We start from the raw sequence: 16,893 nt of genomic DNA on the forward strand, positions 1-16,893 counted from the left end.
CAAATTAACTCGACAAAATGGCCTTTAGTAAACAACCAACGCTACAAATATATATGGCACTTATAATACTGTCAACCAACAATAGCCCAGCTTTAAGGTCCTAGCTTAGCAGCCACCGAATAATTCGGGAGCGGTAGGTTTACTTAAGCTCACTGTTCGATAATTTCGAGAAATCTCTGGTTAAACTGGGTCTGCCCCCAGCTTGATACCCGCAGCTTGCCCTTTTCAGCCAACCCTTTGCATAGTTGATCATTAACCCAAAGTCGGTGAATACTTTCTGCGATTTCCCTGACCGATTCAGGACCAAACAAAATAGCAGCATCACCAACCTGCTCTGGCATCGCAAAAATATTGGAGCAGGCTACTGGACACCCAAGAACGAACGCCTCAAGTGGTGGAATATTTGTTGGCCCAAAGTAAGTAGGCATTATTAACGCTCGCGCCCTTTTATAAAACTCAGGCATATCTTGGTTCGGAACGTACCCCATAAAATAAACAGAATTATTGAGCCCAAGTTCACCGACTAATTGCTTTGCTTGCTTATAGCCATTTTTCTCTTGCGAACCAACCAGAACGAGACCAATATCAGGTACTTCGTCCTTTAATAATGCAACTGCTTTAATAAGGTTTATATGGTTCTTATGTTGCCAAAACTGCGCAGGATAAAAGATGAATTTCTTTGGCAAAGCATATTTCGTATCAAAATCAGGTGCAGCGTTATTTTCAAAGATGTAATGTGGTGGAATAAATGGTAGAACATAAATCCGTTCCTTGGGTATGTTATAGCATTCATGTACCTGTTGTCGCCCTAACTCAGAATCAACGAGGATTCCTTTAGCAACCCAACACATATTTGAGTATAGCTTCTCACGATACTCATATTGGCCATTTTCAGATACCTCTGGAAAGCAGCTCTGATAACGATGCATCAAATCGTGAATGGTGACCAGTACGGGTACTTTTACTTTGTAGCTCCATGCATCCTGGGATGGGAATATCCATAGATGACATTGCTGTACCACCAAGGTCCTAGCGACTGGATGGAGATAGTGCGCGATATTGCGCCACCAAGCCACAGGCAAATTATATTTATCCCACCACCGCTCAAGTAGTCTTCCTACCTTGGCAAGCGCTCTTCCTCTTAGGCCAGGAAATGTAGATGGGATCATCACAGCCTCAAACGCATAGGGCATGATTATTTCCGACCAGGCTGGGTCGGAATAAGCAACGACAATTTCAAAGCGACTTCTTGGTAAAGCGGCTAACGCATGAAGAATCGCTAGATCGTATTGGTATCCTCCCCCATAATAAGGTGCTGCCTCTAAAAAGATACCTATCTTTTGCATGCTCTCCTGCCTACAAAACAAACGTTCCAGGTATCATAGCTTGGTTTGTCGCCGGTCATATATTCAAAAAACCCCTCGACATGAAAACCAGTTCGCTCAAGCATTAAATCTATCTCTGGTTTAAAGAGGTACCTCATCCTGTGCGTTTCTCTGAGCTCTTCAATGGTACCATTTTGCTTATCACGGATTTTTACATAATAATTTACATCCACAACATCTTCATTCGCATGCATAACCGGCTCCGCAAGCCTGGTAACTTCTGCAGCTTCGTCCTCAAGATGCTTGGTTCTAATAACAGGTCGGTCGCTTAAAACGGCTGGCCCATACCAACAATCGAAGATGAATACACCATCATTATCTAAGTGATTATAAGCTGTAGCAAATGCATTTAATAAGTCTTCATTGGCGACCTGATAACTCATGACGTGAAAGAGTGAGACTACAACGTCAAACACTTTATTGAGGCGAACAGACCTTACATCGCCAAGAGTGAAGGTAAGGCGCTCGCTATCTGCTTGCTCGTTAGCGACGGCAAGCATATCTTCGCTGATATCTACCCCGTGAATCGTATAACCTTTATTAGTCAACAGAGCGGCATGTCGCCCCGTGCCACAGCCGAGGTCCAGTATGATCTTAGCATCCGGCTTATATTCTTTTACCAGGCTATCAATATAGTCAGCCTCGCCAGCGTAATCTTTGTCTCGATATAGCAGGTTATAATAATACGAGTATTTGTTAAAGACGCCCATCAATCTACTCCGTTAGTGATTGTTCTCAATCTTTCAGCTACACTGTCTATTTGGCCATCGGTTAATGCGAGACCACTTGGGATGTAAAACCCGCGTCGGGCTATGCGCTCTGCCACAGGATAGCGCTCACCAATAAATAAACCCATCTTATGAAAAACTGGCTGCTCATGCATAGGCCAGAAAAATGGCCTGGTGCCAATTTTGTGATCTGCCAGACGAGACATCACCTCATTGGCATCAAAAGGCACCTGATCTTTCAATACAATACCGTAAACCCAATAGATATTCTCCGCATAATCAGTATGCTGCAGCGGGAGCTCAAGCTGTACTACATCGGCAAGAAGCTCATTATACTTTCTGCCCATGCGACGTTTGCGCTCAACAAACTCATCTAAGCGTTCAAGTTGAGCTAAACCTAGAGCAGCCTGTAAATTCGTTAGTCGGAAATTAAAGCCAAGCTCCTCATGCAGAAACCGCTTATGCGGTTGAAAACATAAATTGCGAAGAGACCGGCATTTCTCAGCAAGACCCGCATCATCGGTTACGATCATCCCGCCTTCACCTGTTGTAATGTGCTTGTTTGGATAGAAGCTGAATATGCTAATATCACCGAAGCTTCCGCACGGTCGCCCTTTATATATCTGCCCGTGCATTTCTGCTGCATCTTCGATTATTTTGAGATCATATTTATCAGCGAGTGCGCTGACTGGGTCCATATCAACCGGCAGCCCGTAAATATGGACCACCATAATTGCCTTAGTGCGGGGGGTTATTTTCGATTCAATTTGGTTAACATTCATGTTCCATGTTTCAGGATCGCTGTCCACAAGAACAGGAACGGCTCCAGCACGTACAATCGCAGCGGCACAAGAGATTATCGTAAATGTAGGCATAATTACTTCGTCGCCCTTACCTAATCCAAGGGCGACTACGGCTGCCTCTAGTGCCACAGTTCCATTGCTTACAGCTATCCCGTATTTGCGATGGACTTGGGCAGCAAAACGCTCCTCAAACTGTTTTACGAACGGACCTTCAGAAGATATCCAACCTGTATCTATGCATTCATTAAGATACCTTTTTTCGTTGCCGTCGAGTAGCGGCTCGTTGACTGGAATCGGCTTATTCACTTTCACCACTCAATTTAGTCTGATCTGATGGGATGCCATCAAATCGAGTTTTGTCTTGTTCGCCGGCATAAGGGCCTTGTTTTACCTCAATCATTTCTATCTCTTCTAAAACTTCAAAACCATGGCCACCGGTTGCAAGAAGAATCACGTCGCCGGCTTCCAGAACATGACTCTCTAGATAGCTCTGATCCTCATCGTAGAAATCAACACGTAGCCTGCCCTTTTTCAAAAAAAGCACTTCTTGTGTATAGAATACCTCTCTATGTACAGAATTGTGAACATGTGGCTGAATGATCTTACCTGTTGGATGGCACATATAAGCAAGTTGCTGTGAAAAGTCCTCAGGGGTAAAGAAAGAGATCCCCGGCTCATTATACCTATTACTAATAATGATCGAGAGAAGCCGATTATTATGGGTAATTTGTTTAATCATCAGTCACCCCTTTCTTTACATATTCGGCCGACACCAGGAATTATAGTACCTCAAGATACCCCAATATCTCCTTTGCCTCTTGAGCCAGCGATTCAACGCTGTAGCGTTCTTGGATCAGGTTCATACACTCCTGTGCTAGTTTTTCGCCTAGCTCTTTATTTTGTATAATTTTAATTATACCTGATGCAAACTCCTCTGGCGTATCTGCAATAATAATATCCTGACCATCTGTAACAGGAATGCCTTCGGCGCCTAGCGTTGTAGAAACAATAGGTATGCCACAAGTACCTGCCTCCATAATTTTAAAGCGTGTGCCCGATTCAAATTTCAGTGGAACCAACGCAACATCTGCATTGAAAAGATAAGGGAGTACTGAGGGTAGTTTTCCGGTTATTGTTATGTCTGGGTCTTTAACATCGCCAAGTGTTTCTTTTGACCCCCTGCCAACGATGTAGAAATGAATATTTGGTATACTTTTCCTTACGATTGGCAATACATGTTCAATTACCCACCGTGCAGCTTTATCCATGGCGCTTTTCGGACCAAAAGACCCCGCAAGATACATGCATGGTTTCTTAAATTCTGCAGGTGGTACTTGTGTAGCCTTATAGCTATTTAGGTCGATAACATTCGAGAATATTCTTATTCTACTGGGGTCTATTGCTAAACCCCTATAATAATCAGCATCAATCTCCGAAACGGCTGTAGTCACCTCGCAAAGATTGACCCATTCCTTTTCCTCTTGTTCTTTCTCTCTTCCTGCCTTTTCAATCTCCGCCTTACGAGTAGGATCGCTCTCGTATGGAAGCTCCCTTAGAACAAACCTTGACCATACGCTATCGGTGTCACAGACCAGCTTCAGATCAGGCATTATCTGCTTTATTTCTTTAATAAGCGGAAACGAAATATTGCCGTAACCAAACCAAATTGCGTCTATGTCGTTCTTCCTAATGAAATCAACGATAAATTGAGCATCACCTTTATTACCAAAGAGTTTCCGATACGCCCTTTGCATTAGTCTTATGTAACGGTTGTTGTGAAACTCCACGGCCGATGGAGCATACATGAACTCTTTACTATATTTACGATAGAATCGCTCCGCCTCAACACCGCCTATGTAGTGCCTGGAGATTCTCGATACCACATATAACTCACTAACTCTTGAGAGAGCCTTGATCGAGTTCTCAATCCGTAGCTGAGGCCCGCCAGCAGCTGGATGTTCTAGAATTGGTGTTGTGAACAGGACTTTCATTTCGCATCCTTTAGTAATTTGATTTCAGAGAGCACCATCTCTTCGACAATCTCTTCTATTGTTTTCCTTGGCTTCCAGCCTAAGATAGCCAATGCCTTAGAATAATCACCAACTAATGAGACTTTTTCATCGGGCCTGAAAAATGTGGGGTTGATTTTAACAAAATCTTTGTATTTCAAATCAACTACAAAAAATGCAGTGCTTAGAAATTCTTTTACGCTACGTAACCGCCCCGTCGCAATTACATAATCATCTGGCTTATCGTGGTTTAGCATTCGCCACATCGCTTCTACGTACTCCGGCGAATATCCCCAGTCACGCTTTGCCTCAATATTGCCAAGCTCGAGCTTATCATCTAGCCCTAAGTAGATTTTAGCTACCGCTGAAGCAATCTTTCTAGTGACAAACTCATACCCCCGCCTTGGTGATTCATGGTTGTATAAGATACCAGTACAAGCAAACAAGCCGTGTTGACGCCGATAATTCTTAACTAGATAATGCGCAGATACCTTTGAAATGCCATATACTGATCTGGGATTAAAGGCAGTACGCTCATTCTGCGGTGAGACATCGGCGTCACCGAACATCTCACTTGAGCTGGCGAAATAGAATTTACATTCAGGGGCTAATTCTTTAATTGAAGCTAACAAAAAATGAGTTGAATCGAAATTACTTGATAAGACTGATTCTTCATCATCAAAAGCATAGCTAACAAAACTCGCAGCTGCCAGATGATAACACTCATCTGGCTTCACTTGACCTATGGTCTTATATATAAATAGATGATTATCGACCGCACCAACATGAAGCGTTATCCTATCAAGAATATGAGCAATATTTCTTAATCTGTGAGCCGAATCCTCGATAGCCTCACGCCTGACTATGCCGTGTACTTTATAGCCTTTTGCAAGTAACAGCTCCGCTAAATAGGACCCATCCTGACCGTTTATACCTGTGATAAGCGCTTTTTTCATTTAAACTTTCTAACTCTTATTGCCTAATGGCAGTCACAAAGACATATATCGTGGCTGCTTCTAGAAGTAGGTTCTAGGCTAGCCCCTGTAGCTTTACACTTCAATCCAATTATAATCCATTACACTTTGCAGTCTCGCCTCTCTCCTCTGCTCTAAATCGAGTGGCGCGAAATGGAAACACTCCTCTACTGATATTTCAGGGAGCATCTCTGTTCCGATATCATCGCGAACAAAAAATATATTATAACCGAAGCGGTTCGAAGCAACTAGACGATATCCCTTCTCGCGACTAAGTTTAACAAACGCCGATATTGAGGCACCCATGTAATCAGGATGGGTATCAAAACGATTGAATTTTGGCTCGTATGGAACTGTTACGGACCTCTGCTTTCCCCAGAATGTTGCAGCTTCTATAACAACAACTCTTGGTTGTATGATAGATAGATTCTTCCAAAGCCAATAATCGACCCCATCGACATCAAGCGAAAGTAAGTCGATCTCACCAGAGATACCATTGCAATACAAAATATCGTTAATATTTTCTGCAGTTACCCACGAACACTCCACCTTAGGTGGAAATATATAGGTATCCGGATGTGATGCGAAAAATCTTCTTGTCGTTTCTACGTTTTCCTCGCTTCCTTCAACTAATAATCCCGTAAAACCCCAGTTGCAGATTAGGTTAGTTGTATTCGCCCCGTATGGTGTCCCACAAGCTATATCGACTAATACTTTGTTCGTAAATCCTATTAAAGAGAAAACGTAAAGCAGGAGCCCGTCCTCATCGGTTTGGGAATAAACCCTAAACCCGGTATCTTGAAATTTCGGAAGTTGTTGTTCATTCTCACAGAGCATTTTGTAGTGCAGATACAAACGCCTCTGTGCCGCTTGCTGATTGTATGCCTGTAAAGAGGGATTATTCATTTCTGCGCTGATCTTCTGCGTTACTTTGCCTAGCAATTTTCCCATAACTCTACCCAAGATGCCCATGAACCTCTCCTATGAAAGAAATCTACTCAAACTTACATTTTTATGTCGATCTCAGCACAAAGTTGCTGAAATCCTCAAAGACCCACTTGTTCTTTATTTACTTTGGCTCCTGCTTCAACTAAAAATCAGCAACTTTCTTGTTTCGGGGTGCGAATCCAATACCTGAACATCCTTAAAATATTGCTTTCCGGCATTAATCATTACTTCTATATTATAATTGGTTTCCGTATATTTGCTTAAATTTTTAAAGAAAGAGGGCTCGTTCTTAATCAGCTCATCGTTCAGATCGACATATTCTAATACGAGAACCTTTTGGCTCAACTTCGACAGGATCTTGAATGTTTCACTTATCTCTTTCCCCTCACCTAAAACTAAGTGATGAATGAGGCCTAAACACAATACTAAGTCTGACCTAAATCGTGCCGTGGCTGGCATAAACAACGGATTGGTTTTGAAATCCCGCCCTTTATAGCCAGTTTCGTCGTAAGTAACGCCAAAAATCTCTTTGGTCAAATCATCAAATGATAATACCAGAGGAAGTATTTTCAGTTTATTGTCTCTCGAATATAAGTAGAGAGAATCAACTGAAGACTCATCTATATCGGTTGAAATAACCTCGGCCCCTAGCTTCTCGGCAAGGATTGAGAACCATCCTGTATTTGCACCCAAATCCAGAACTCGTTTCGGTTTAGCATTAGCTACTACAGAATAGACATTCTTGTGCTTGTTCTCCCATCTCGATTGATTAGTAATGTCAAAGGCCTCACTCTTATTCTCGTAATATGATACGTAGGCGCTTTTAGGTGGAGTGACCTCTGTATCCGCAACAAACTCCAGCATTTTGCGCGTAAAATCGGCAAAGCTAAGCCTCTCTTTCGTGCTGATAAGCTGGCGTACCTCTGCAACCCTGCGGTAATTAATATTAGGTTCTACGCTACGCCCAAGAGCACGCTTGGGCAGGTTCTTTGCTAACATTTTGAGCGAGCTTAAGGCAGAGCTTGGATACAGATCATCCCACCGGGGTGCGGTGCCACTACAATTACATGCTCTCTCAGAGAGCATGCTCCGTGCCGAGGCGTAATCATTCTTGGCTATTTCCATCAAAGGAACCAGCATAAACGGATTAAACATTCTATCAAACACTGCAAACCTTGGATCGGAATAATTTGTGCCATCTAGGAGCCAGGATTCATTTTGTAGCTTATCTTTACGAACAATAGACAAGAAATCGACAAAAATCGGCTTGCAGAAATCAAAAACAATATTACTAGGCAGTGCATCCTTAAGCGTTAAACTGTGCTTTTCTAACTCAAGTAATAAGTTCAAGTGGAACATGATTGCATCCTTAAACATATTCGCCGTCCACTCAAAGGGATATGAGATAATATACTTTCTGTGGTGAAACAATCTGTCCGTTTCAATAAAGTCGGTGTCAACAATACCGTACCGCTTTAAATCCAATTCTTTATATAGGTCGAAGATACCCTTTGCGATGTCTAGATACCCAGGGGCTAGTTTTCTTACTATAAATCCTCCACCGTCGTAAACGGTGCCATTATTGTCATAACCAACTATGGGTATTAGAGTATTATGCTCCTCAGACAGCATTATTTTCCTCAACCGTTTCAAGAGCTTGTATGTCCAGACCAGCGTTTTCAGCCAGTATGATGGCTGCCTCATCGCGTAATTCAGATAACTTAACCAGCTCCTCATCCATAACGAAATCTTTGCCATCTATTATTCTACTACATATGAAATCGATAAAAGGGTCTTCTTTAGGCAACAATAAATTACTCTTACTGAATTGAAATTGCCACCAGGCAGATTCCGGATCATCGACAATGGCTAGCGGAATCTGCCTCTGGATAAAATAGCAATAAGCATAATTACGTGCTAACCTTTGCTGTTCTTTACTTAGTGGTTTTAATGACGCCGCTTCCCTTAGTAGCCGTCGATAAGATTCAGGGCTAAGGCCATCATACGTAAAACCTTTGCCACCATAATGAGCTTCACCGGCTAAAACTACAGGTTTGCCTTGGAGCGCTAGCTCCAAGCCCGGTGTGCCATAAACCGTAATGCCACCATCTATCAACTCGAAAAAATCGAGAGGACTGATTTCATCTTCAGCATTAATTACTCTTACATGGGGAGGAAGCGTTGGGAAATGCTTTTGTATCAACTGCTGAACCCCATTTTCTGGACTATCCCATGCCTCAGCTGGATGTATCTTAATAAGCCATTGCACACCTGGAATCTCTACGACCTCGTTAAGCGTATCGAGAATCCATTCATCAAAAGTTTCATATGCCATGGGAGCGTAATCGGCAACAGCATCCCAATTGATATGTGACATGATCCCCCATATGGGCTTAGTATCTAGTAGGCCATATTGCCTACGCAAAAGATCGACTTCGCCCTTATATTCTTTGAAATGTTTCATGTCAAAGCTGATTTGCTTTTGGTAGCGATCGTTTAAGAACTTATCTAACCGGGCATCCTGAAATTGTGTCATACTAAGGCTTCTCTGTTCTCTCCATACATTCTCACCGAGATTATGGAAGTCGATTCGTGCAATATCCTCTACGTGGCAAAAATAAAAACGCGCTCGCAAATACGATGCCATCCACGCTATTACTGGAATATTGCCAGCTAACGCTTCTTGCAAAGCAGGACCCCAATCTATATACGTACCGTGAGACATAAATATCTGAGAAGGCTTAATGCACTCAATCGCTGAAAGGGCTGCTGTAGCTGCCACGAGCCCGCTATATCCATATTCTTGGACTACTAACTCATGGCCTGCGAGATTTCCACCTTTGAGGTAGCGCATTATAGATGAACGGACGTTTTTGCCAATATTAATACTGTCACATGTAAGACTATCAAGCGACTCCCACGTTAAAGATTTAGCCTCATCTAACAATCTTGAGCGCACATGTTGTGGTACAAAATCGCCAATATAGGAAAAGCCAATATTTAGCTTATCAAGGACCAGGCTGTTTTGAGTACGACATTCCTTGCATGCATGTTTCCAAACATTAATTGGGATACCATCGCTAGCCTCCCGTTTGACGCAAGCTTGGAGGGCACCATCACAAATGACTGCATGAACATTATAGCCTCTCAACTTGAGAGCTAACGCTATGGCACCCTCGATGTGCAGCATCAAAGGCATACCGCCAGGTACCCAAAATAATATTGTGTTGGTAGTATCCGACGAGATATCCGCCTGCTTTATTAGGCTTTTTATACGCTGCTTCTCTTCATCCTTCTTAAAGGTATTTCGGATAACGCCTAGAAGACCCATTTTAATCCTTAATACATCGTAAGCTATTCCGTCCCCAGTGTTACTACTATAGGGCTAGATCGTAATACTAAGATTATCTACAAACAGACGCACGAGTATCTCATGCTAAAGTGGATGTGATGCTTAGTTTGTTCTTAATAGTATCCTTCATGCCAGTAAGTCTATCTACATTTGCTGGAACATGATTCAATAAACGTAGATAATCAGCAAACTTAAATAGTAGATAGTCATTATACCTTCTCGCCACTAATTGCACACCAAACGGTAGACCGTTCGGCGACGTAAAAACTGGCGCACTAATAACGGGCAGATGAGTCATTGTCCACATCAAGGCCGGGTCTGGGCTCTCAACCTCTTCCCGTATTGGCGCCTCACCTGCTGTACTTAGCGAAATCAGAATATCGTAATCATTGAAAAACTCATCCATCACATGCGCAAGCTCATTCTGATCCTCTAATGCCTGGTGATATTGGGCAACTGTTATCTCATTCCCTTGCTTGATCAGGTCATTCATTATTGGCGAGACAAGCTCAGATTTCTTAAACTCTTCTCTAAAATAGTAAGATAAAGTCTTATTGTAAATTGTAGCGTGCACCAAATGTGCGCGTTCCATAATCACAGGTAAATCCACGTCAACAATCTCAATGTCATGGTCACAATCCAAGGCTTTCGCCCAATTCAACAAACCTTCTTTTGCGTAATTATCAGCATATTCCCAGGTGTGAGTTCGGACCAATGCGACTTTCCATGGACGATTTGCTGGTTTATTCTGACGCTCCGTATCTCGTAAAGCATTATAACTCATAGGGTAGTTAGGACCATGAACTCGTAGGGCTTCAAAAACTCGCTGCAGATCTTCGAAGTAAGCTGCAAAAAACCCTATGGTGTCTAAACTATCGGTCGTCTTTAGCATACCTGTGCGTGGGATAAGCCCAAATGAAGGCTTACATCCGTATACCCCGCAAAAGCTTGCTGGGCGGACAATCGACCCCGCAGTCTGAGTGCCGAGCGCTACAGGAACCATGCCGAGCGCTATTGCCACGGCAGAACCACTGGATGATGTGCCGGGTGTACGTAGTGGGTCAAATGGGTTTAAAGTGTTGCCAAGCGTATGAACAGCAAATTCTGCAGTCTCAGTTTTGCCCGGAATGATTGCACCTGCGTTTCTTGCATAATACACCACGCGTGCATCGTTGCCGGGTGTGAAATCCTTCCACAGAGGGCTCCCCATTTGAGTTGGGAACTCTTGGGTGTTCATAATATCTTTAATGGCTATCGGTATGCCTTCAAGCGGCCGTATTACATCACCTTTTAGGGCACAACAGCTTACTTCTGCCGCCTGCTGCATGAGCTTGTTCTTATCGAAGCAAACCCATGCATGATAATAGCAATCAAGCTCCTCAATCCTGTTTATACATATGTTGGCGATCTCTATTGGATCGATTGATTTTTCTCTATAGCCTTCATGTATTTGGGCGATACTCTTATCTAAGAAGATACTCTCTGTCAACATGGCTCTTTCCTAACAATCCTCAATCTTGCTCTCTCGGGTCTTTCTTACTTCTCATCTTTTCTATCAGTTGCTCCACAAAAGGCATAATAGTTTCCCTATTTGGACCATTCTTAGGCTCAACTGGCAAGTCTAGATCCCTTATCGGCCCAACTCGGTGCTTTTTCATTGCCTCAAAGAACTCTTCTTCAGTTACACCGGTTATTTGTAGATAGTAGTCTAACGCCTCCGGCCTTTCCGTATCATACCTTTTTGAAAGCTCAAAGCCTTCTTCTCTCGTTAAGAGTCCATTTCTGACATCAATACTTGCGTGGAAGGTTGATCTTCCGTACCCCCGCTTTAGATAGCATGTAAAATCATGCATGCCGGGCATCATACACTCCGCACTTTTGTAGCCTTTATATGTGCCCTCTATCTCAGTTTCCTTCCACCCGTATGTATCGCGGACAAATTCTGTCTGCCTCTCGTCATCCCAAAAAATATAATCACCCAAGTGAATTCCGTATATGCCTGCAGTATCTAATTCCTCCGGTGTAGGCATGTTGAAGGGATACAAATCCCTTTCAGTGAGGTAATCGCAGATCATTTCTTCTGGCTTTAGCTTTACTGAAACCTTTAACGCATAATCTTTGTCAAACTTATGGACAGGGCATTGGTAAGACGCACGGCCTGAGGATTCCGCAATTGATTCACCCCATATTAGGAGCGGAATATTGAACTTGGCTGCAATATGTAAAGGAAAGGATGCGACACCTGCATGGCAATGCCAACATGAATCCCCGATACCTTCAACGGATCTCTTCGCAAGTCGATTAACAAGATTTCTATTAGGTGTGAACATCATATGATCAAGGTTAAACTGCTCGATTGTGTTTTGGAGATTGTACCAACCAGTTTCGCTGAACCAGTTATGACTGAATGTTACTGCCAGCGGTTTCATGCCATATACTTTAACCAATACATGCAATTGAAAAGTACTGTCTTTGCCGCCGCTGATTGGCACTATGCAATCATAATTATTACCTGCCTTAGCCTTGGCATCCTGCAATATCTTTCTCAACTGCTTTTCCCTTTGCGCCCAATCAATATGAATCTTTTGTTCTGAGGATTGGCATGCTTGGCATATCCCCATTTCATCGAACTTAATACCCTCTTGTGTCTCTGGAATGCAACAGCGTATACAGTACTGAACCTTATCCTCTAATAAGGATTTTCCAAAACTCGAATCATTCGACATGAACTTAATTACCTAACCTTTTAACAAACTCATCCTTGAGTACACTATACTCAATAGTATCTATATACCTGCCATGTTTAAATAGGGCCTCGCGTTTTCGTCCTTCTTCGATCATCCCTAGATATATTGCCAACCTTTGCATGGGAATATTCTCGATAGATGTTCCGCAGTAAATTCTGTGTAAATTCAATTCCATGAACCCATGGCTCAATACCAGGAGGGCGGCCTCTTTCGAATAGCCCTTGCCCCAATAGTCTTTTTCGCCTATAAGAATCGCAAATTCTGCGCTTCTGCTAACAAAATCAATATTCTGTAATGCTACATTGCCGATATGCAAATCGTTCTCCTGCAAAACTATAGCTAACACAAGGGCATTTTGGGAATTAAAGGTGCTCTTGATATAAGCCTCAGCACTCCCCTCAGAATACGGGAAAGTGTGGTGAGAGTTGTATTTACACACCTCACTGTCATTCAGCCATTGGATATAGTTGCCTTCTAAGTCATCCTCACGAAGACTCCTAATATAAATGTTTTGTCCTATTAAAAATGGATGCTTCATCTTAGCTCATCCCTATATTTCCAAACTTTACTAAAGGCGTTAACGACATCATCCAAGTCGTCTCTCGCCATCGGCGGCCGCATTAGCTCATGGGTAATCAATATATCATCATACATGTGCTCGGCTACTGGGCAAATTCCCTTGTCGTAGCTTACGTAGCCTTGGTACTTCGCACAGCTCCAAGGGCACCCGTCACTTCCGTACGCAATTTTATTCTGATAGATAGGTTGAAGATATAACGGTTTAACATAGCCTGATCCAACCTTTACGCCTTCAATCTCTCTAAGCTCAATTGGCATCAATTCTGCTTTTACAGCCTCTACGAATCTATCCCTATGAATGCCAGCAATTCGCCGATCATATTTTATGGGATGAACATAAAATGCATGTTTACTTCCAGGTCGAACTTTTGCAGGCTCTAGGCAGGGAATTTTCACTAGCTCCTGCGTTAGATATTCTATATTAGCTAATCTTTTTTCCAATAGGTCAGGTAGCTTCTTTAATTGCTCTCGACCAATAGCAGCTTCGATTTCAGTCATCCGATAATTGAAACCTACCATGTTTACAAGTGTGCTAAATCCTTTACCATCTATTACTGCTTCTGCATGATTCCTTATCAATCGAACTTTTTCAGCTAGGTCGTCATTGTTTGTCACGACGACACCGCCTTCACCCGTGTGTATATGCTTGTGGTAATTCAGCGAGAATATCCCTATATCGCCCAAGGTTCCAGCGTATTCACCTTTAAATGTAGCGCAAGGTGCTTGGGCGCAATCTTCGATCACAAAAAGATTATGTCTCTTTGCGATAGCATTTATCTTATCTGCATCATAAGGCTGCCCCATAATATCCACTACAATAATGGCTTTCGTTCGCTCCGTTATCCTCTCTTCTGTCGATTCGGGCGATAAGCAAAAATAGTCCTCCTCGATATCTGCAAACACTGGTATTGCATTATATATTAGTGGGGCAGAAGCTGAGACTGACATTGAATACGGCGTCACAATCACTTCATCTCCAGGACCAACCCCCGTTGCACCAACAGCGCAAAAAATCCCAGCAGTTGCAGAATTAACCGCTATTGCATGTTTCACGCCATAGAACTTCGACCACTCTTCTTCGAAAGCTCTAACTTCAGCGCCACCATAAAAATCCTCATGCCAACAGCCCAGGAATCTCGAAAGAGACCCCGATTTTATGACCCTTAACGCCGCACCTTCCTCTTCTTCTCCAACAGTAATATAGGCCGGAAACTTATGTGTCCTTACTTTCTTCCCACCATTAATCGCTAACTTTGGCATAGATACTTCTCCATCTGCTGGATGACATTGCTCACCGGGTTTTCAATTACGCTAAAGCTCTTTTCTGGGAGCTTGCCCGCGATAATAATTGATCGTAGTTCCTCCAGAAGCGTTTCTTTGTCAACAATACTCTTTAAGATTTCGCGTCTGTCTAATACAAAGGGGCTCACCCTGTTCAGACCTATCAAAACACTCAAGACGGGCTTACTTAAAACCACCGCTTCAATTAAAAACATGGATGACATGCCCACAACAAGATCTGACATGAGAATTAGGTCCGACGAACTTAGCTCTCTATCTACTATAAATCTTAGCTCCTTTTTTCTTAAAGAGGGCAAAATACCTTCATAGGTATCAGTATCGTCTCGTGGGTGAAGCTTGATAACCATAAAAAGGGGCCTTTCAGATTCAGAAGAAACCGTATTTAGACTATCAATAAGCTCTTTAAAAACACTCCGTTCGGTATAGCCCCAGAAACTCCCAGAGTCACTTACATCATAATCCTTTGAAACCGGCTCTGATGCAAAAGTTACGACAAAATCAGATGCGCCTATGCCTAATTTTTCTCGTAACACAGTAATGCCTTCAGCCGATAACGTGTCTCTAGCTCTTACCAGCGCCTCAAAATAAGGGTGCCCCGTGACTAAAATCCTTGAATCCTCTAGGCCTTCTTGAATCGCCTCCTGCTTCGCATACTCATCCATAACCAAAATTTTTGAAGGAAAACAGAAGTCGGCTCTATTAATGTGCTGCACGCTGGCTTCGAAATGGTTGCCTTTTAAGAACCTGCTTGCGTAGTTTATCCACTGGTCAATTATGGCAAACGATGGAATCCCAAGCTGTTCTCCAACTTCCCAGAGGTATTTCTCAGTATCTTCCGTACTAGTGCCCGTGACAATAACATCTGGTTCTTCGGTTTTCAGCAATCCTTTAATGCTCTCAGGGTTAACCTCTTTAATGGCGCTCATTATGTCAACACCAGCAATACCGGCCTTCAAATATTTTTCGAGTGCCGAATCTTTACCAAAAACTCTCGCTTTATAACCGCTATCCTCAAGAGGCTTGACGAGAGGGATTATCGTATTTGCGCCACCAGGATCTCTTGAGAATAAGAGTATTTTTTTACTCATCGTTTTGCACTTTCCTTAATTTGCAAACAGGTCTGCAACGTTTTATACGCATCCTCAGCACTGCACTTGAGATCTTGTCCTTGCGATAAGTGAGCGTATATGTTGTCCGCTGCGTTATATAAAGCGTTGCTAAAAGATGTATTGCTTTCGGTGGTTCTAACAATGTTCTTGAAGCCCTTAAATACCTTACTCTCCTTGACATCGTACTCTTCCACCTTAAAACCTAAATCAGAGATCCTGATTCTTTTCATCTTAAAAAACATATCTAGCTCGAACATCGTGTAGTTATTACAGTCGGCGTATTGAAGGAAGAACGACTTGTCTTTCTTAATGGTTAGAATTGCGGCGACACTCTCATCGTCTGGGTAGAAATCCGATATGGAACTAACATATCCTACCGAGTCTATCTCGCCAATAAAATACCTCACCAAATCTACAAGGTGTGAGCCGTTATGTACGATTCCCTTTCCATAATAACCAGTTCCTGTTAGGAATTCGCCATATGTTCCATCTTCAATAGCGTGTCTTATTTTCTCGAACTCAGGCACAAAGCGCCGGGTATAATTAACGACTGTACTAATCCTTCTATCGTTGAGAACTTGAACAATATCTTTAGCTTGGTCTAACGTCTTAGTAATAGGCTTCTCTGCAAAAATAACTTGTAACGGAAGTGTTGAGAGCTTTTTCAAGATAGCATAATGGTGCTCATCTGGAACAGCAACACATACTACATCGATTTTCTCTTTAGAGAAAGCTTCTTCAACACTTGGATATGACTTGCTTCCCCACAGCAAGCTCGCCGATCGAGCCTTCTCCTCATTAGCGTCAACAAAACCTAAGAGCTTAAACCTCTCATGCTTTTTAAAAGCATGGGCGTGGGTCAAGACCTCGACCGTCTCAGGTGTGTCAAAACTTGCGCCAATGTTGCCGGCTCCGATTATTAAAACATTATACTTTGAATTCACATGCAACCCTCTT

General features: G+C 42.7%; 15 protein-coding genes. All 15 read right to left on the bottom strand.

Annotated elements, in window-relative coordinates; translation table 11 throughout:
• Positions 1 to 149: 149 nt before the first annotated feature.
• Complete coding sequence (locus VGK02_08185; GenBank protein ID HEY3375022.1) at positions 150 to 1,346, bottom strand: glycosyltransferase family 1 protein; 1,197 nt, start codon at positions 1,344 to 1,346, stop codon at positions 150 to 152.
• Complete coding sequence (locus VGK02_08190; GenBank protein ID HEY3375023.1) at positions 1,334 to 2,095, bottom strand: class I SAM-dependent methyltransferase; 762 nt, start codon at positions 2,093 to 2,095, stop codon at positions 1,334 to 1,336. The genes VGK02_08185 and VGK02_08190 overlap by 13 nt, the downstream gene beginning before the upstream one ends.
• Complete coding sequence (locus tag VGK02_08195) at positions 2,095 to 3,222, bottom strand: DegT/DnrJ/EryC1/StrS family aminotransferase (GenBank protein ID HEY3375024.1); 1,128 nt, start codon at positions 3,220 to 3,222, stop codon at positions 2,095 to 2,097. Before VGK02_08195 ends, VGK02_08190 begins: the two co-directional genes overlap by 1 nt.
• On the bottom strand, positions 3,215 to 3,655 hold the full coding sequence (locus tag VGK02_08200; GenBank protein HEY3375025.1) for a hypothetical protein: 441 nt from the start codon (positions 3,653 to 3,655) through the stop codon (positions 3,215 to 3,217). The genes VGK02_08195 and VGK02_08200 overlap by 8 nt, the downstream gene beginning before the upstream one ends.
• A 40-nt stretch (positions 3,656 to 3,695) precedes the next feature.
• Positions 3,696 to 4,907, bottom strand: a complete 1,212-nt coding sequence (locus VGK02_08205; protein ID HEY3375026.1) for a glycosyltransferase family 4 protein — start codon at positions 4,905 to 4,907, stop codon at positions 3,696 to 3,698.
• On the bottom strand, positions 4,904 to 5,881 hold the full coding sequence (locus VGK02_08210) for a GDP-mannose 4,6-dehydratase (protein ID HEY3375027.1): 978 nt from the start codon (positions 5,879 to 5,881) through the stop codon (positions 4,904 to 4,906). Before VGK02_08210 ends, VGK02_08205 begins: the two co-directional genes overlap by 4 nt.
• A gap of 93 nt (positions 5,882 to 5,974) precedes the next feature.
• On the bottom strand, positions 5,975 to 6,871 hold the full coding sequence (locus tag VGK02_08215) for a hypothetical protein (GenBank protein HEY3375028.1): 897 nt from the start codon (positions 6,869 to 6,871) through the stop codon (positions 5,975 to 5,977).
• Between the two features lie 114 nt (positions 6,872 to 6,985).
• Positions 6,986 to 8,479, bottom strand: coding sequence for a hypothetical protein (locus VGK02_08220; GenBank protein HEY3375029.1), 1,494 nt, complete (start codon positions 8,477 to 8,479; stop codon positions 6,986 to 6,988).
• Complete coding sequence (locus VGK02_08225; GenBank protein ID HEY3375030.1) at positions 8,469 to 10,178, bottom strand: hypothetical protein; 1,710 nt, start codon at positions 10,176 to 10,178, stop codon at positions 8,469 to 8,471. The genes VGK02_08220 and VGK02_08225 overlap by 11 nt, the downstream gene beginning before the upstream one ends.
• Positions 10,179 to 10,278: 100 nt before the next feature.
• Entirely contained in the window at positions 10,279 to 11,691 is a 1,413-nt protein-coding gene (locus tag VGK02_08230; protein ID HEY3375031.1) for an amidase, read from the bottom strand.
• Between the two features lie 19 nt (positions 11,692 to 11,710).
• Positions 11,711 to 12,925, bottom strand: a complete 1,215-nt coding sequence (locus VGK02_08235) for an N-acetyl sugar amidotransferase (protein HEY3375032.1) — start codon at positions 12,923 to 12,925, stop codon at positions 11,711 to 11,713.
• A 4-nt stretch (positions 12,926 to 12,929) separates the two neighbouring features.
• Positions 12,930 to 13,484: a GNAT family N-acetyltransferase gene (locus tag VGK02_08240; protein HEY3375033.1), complete on the bottom strand. Its 555-nt coding sequence runs from the start codon at positions 13,482 to 13,484 to the stop codon at positions 12,930 to 12,932.
• Positions 13,481 to 14,785: a DegT/DnrJ/EryC1/StrS family aminotransferase gene (locus tag VGK02_08245; GenBank protein ID HEY3375034.1), complete on the bottom strand. Its 1,305-nt coding sequence runs from the start codon at positions 14,783 to 14,785 to the stop codon at positions 13,481 to 13,483. The genes VGK02_08240 and VGK02_08245 overlap by 4 nt, the downstream gene beginning before the upstream one ends.
• Positions 14,773 to 15,915, bottom strand: a complete 1,143-nt coding sequence (locus VGK02_08250; GenBank protein HEY3375035.1) for a CDP-glycerol glycerophosphotransferase family protein — start codon at positions 15,913 to 15,915, stop codon at positions 14,773 to 14,775. Before VGK02_08250 ends, VGK02_08245 begins: the two co-directional genes overlap by 13 nt.
• Entirely contained in the window at positions 15,912 to 16,880 is a 969-nt protein-coding gene (locus tag VGK02_08255; GenBank protein HEY3375036.1) for a Gfo/Idh/MocA family oxidoreductase, read from the bottom strand. Before VGK02_08255 ends, VGK02_08250 begins: the two co-directional genes overlap by 4 nt.
• Positions 16,881 to 16,893 lie beyond the last annotated feature (13 nt).

This window comes from Candidatus Aquicultor sp., assembly GCA_036504445.1.
Taxonomy (GTDB): domain Bacteria; phylum Actinomycetota; class Aquicultoria; order Aquicultorales; family Aquicultoraceae; genus DASXVE01.